Consider the following 2081-nt stretch of genomic DNA (forward strand, 5'->3'; position numbering starts at 1 on the left):
CAGACGGGGCGGTGCTGTGTGGCGATGGCGGTCAAAACGGGGGCAGGGGGCTTCAGAACGCGCTAGCGTACCTTGTCCACTCCCAGTCACTCACATGGCGCGCATAGGCCAGCCACTCGGCCTGCTTGGCGGCGATGAACTCACCCGCCAGCACCGGGCCCAGCGCGGCCTGCACCACGGCGTCGGCCTGCAACGCGGCCACCGCTTCTGCCAGGCTTTGGGGCAGCAGGCCGATGCCCAGGCGCTCACGGTCTGCCGCCGGCAGCGTGAACAGGTCCAGCTCGCACGCCGGCGGTGGGGTCATCTCGCGCTCGATGCCGTCCACGCCGGCCGCGATCATCGTGGCCAGCGCCAGGTAAGGGTTGGCCGAGGCATCGGGCAGCCGCCATTCGAAGCGGCCGGGCAGGGTGCGCACCAGCGCCGTGCGATTGTTCGGGCCATGGGCCACGAAGGCTGGCGCCCAGGTGGTACCGGTGATCGACGGCCCCACCGTCAGCCGCTTGTACGAGTTGACCGTGGGCGCCGCCAGCGCGCACAAGGCATGGCTGTGCGCCAGCACACCGGCAATGAAGCGCTGCAGCAGGGCCGGCGCCACCGGCTGGCCATCGGCCGCCTGCAGCGAGACATGGCAATGCAGGCCGCTGCCCGGCTGGTCGGCAAAGGGCTTGGGCATCATCGAGAACACAGCGCCCTGCTGCTCGGCCAGCGTGTGGGCGGCCTGCTTGAACAGCATCAGCCGGTCGGCGCTGCACAGCGGGTCGGCATGCAGGAAGTTGACCTCGTACTGGCCATGCGCGTCTTCATGGTCCAGCTGCAGCACCTGCAGGCCGGCGGCTTCCAGCGCCTGCCGCAGCGCATGCAGGAAGGGCAGCTGCCGCGGCAGGCTCTTCAGGTCGTAGGAAGGCTTGTCCAGCCGGTCGCGCTCGTCCACCGGCTGCCAGCGGCCCTCGACCTGGCGCAGCAGGAAGAACTCGGGTTCGATGCCCACCTGCATCTGCAGGCCATGGGCGGCCAGCCGGGCCAGCGCACGGCGCAGCACCTGGCGCGGGCAGGCCTCGAACGGCTCTCCGTCCACGAAGCCATCGGCCACCACATGGGCGACGCCGGGCATCCAGGGCAGGGCGCGCAGCGTGGCCAGGTCGGCGCGTGCCCAGTATTCGCTGCGCGGGCCGGTGCGGGGCAGGCCGGTGCCGGCGATCGACGGGCCGGAAAAGCCAGCGCCGGGCATCACCGCAGCCTGCAACTGGTGCAGCGGCAGCAGCTTGCCCTTGGCGACGCCATGCAGGTCGGTGAACTGCACCAGCAGCGTGTGCACGCCCTGGGCCTGCAGTTCGGTGGGCAAGGTGCTCAAGGGTCGATGCGCAGCCAGGTGGTCTTGAGCTCGGTGTACTTGTCCAGCGCATGCAGGCTCTTGTCGCGCCCGTTGCCGCTTTGCTTGTAGCCGCCGAAAGGCACGGTGATGTCGTCTTCGTCGTACTGGTTCACGTGCACGGTGCCAGCGCGCAGCGCACGGGCCACGCGGTGGGCGCGGTGCACGTTGTCGCTCCACACGCTGGCCTGCAGGCCGTAGGCGCTGTCGTTGGCCAGCGCAATGGCCTCGGCTTCGTCGCGGAAGCGGATGACCGAGACCACCGGGCCGAAGATCTCTTCACGCGCGATCTTCATGCCGTTGGCCACACCGTCGAACACCGTGGGCTGCACGTAGTAGCCGCCGGTCTCGGCACGCGCCTGCTGGCCGCCTGTCACCAGCCGTGCGCCTTCGGCCTGACCGGCTTCGATGTAGCCGAGCACGGTGCGCAGCTGGCCTTCGTCCACCAGCGCGCCCATCTGTGTGGCAGCGTCCAGCGGATGGCCGGGCTGCCAGCCGGGCGCTTCGGCGGCCACGGTCTTGACGAAGTCATCGGCGATGCTCTCGTGCACCAGCACGCGCGAAGGCGCATTGCAGCTTTCGCCCTGGTTGAAGAAGATGCTGCCGGCCAGCGTGCGGGCCGCGCGGCCCACGTCGGCCACGTCGGGGAACACGAGGAAAGCCGACTTGCCGCCCAGCTCGTTGTACACGCGCTTCAAGTTGCTGCGGCCGG

Annotated in this window: 2 protein-coding genes; both read right to left on the reverse strand. The window is 69.8% G+C overall.

Annotated features, from left to right (window positions below; translation table 11 throughout):
* Positions 1–52: 52 nt before the first annotated feature.
* Complete coding sequence (locus ABNT58_RS11490) at positions 53–1351, reverse strand: type III glutamate--ammonia ligase (protein ID WP_348753612.1); 1299 nt, start codon at positions 1349–1351, stop codon at positions 53–55.
* A partial coding sequence (locus ABNT58_RS11495; protein ID WP_348753613.1) for an aldehyde dehydrogenase family protein occupies positions 1348–2081 on the reverse strand: 734 nt, incomplete at its 5' end. The genes ABNT58_RS11490 and ABNT58_RS11495, both read right to left, overlap by 4 nt.

This window comes from uncultured Aquincola sp. (assembly GCF_964001545.1).
GTDB lineage: Bacteria > Pseudomonadota > Gammaproteobacteria > Burkholderiales > Burkholderiaceae_C > Aquincola.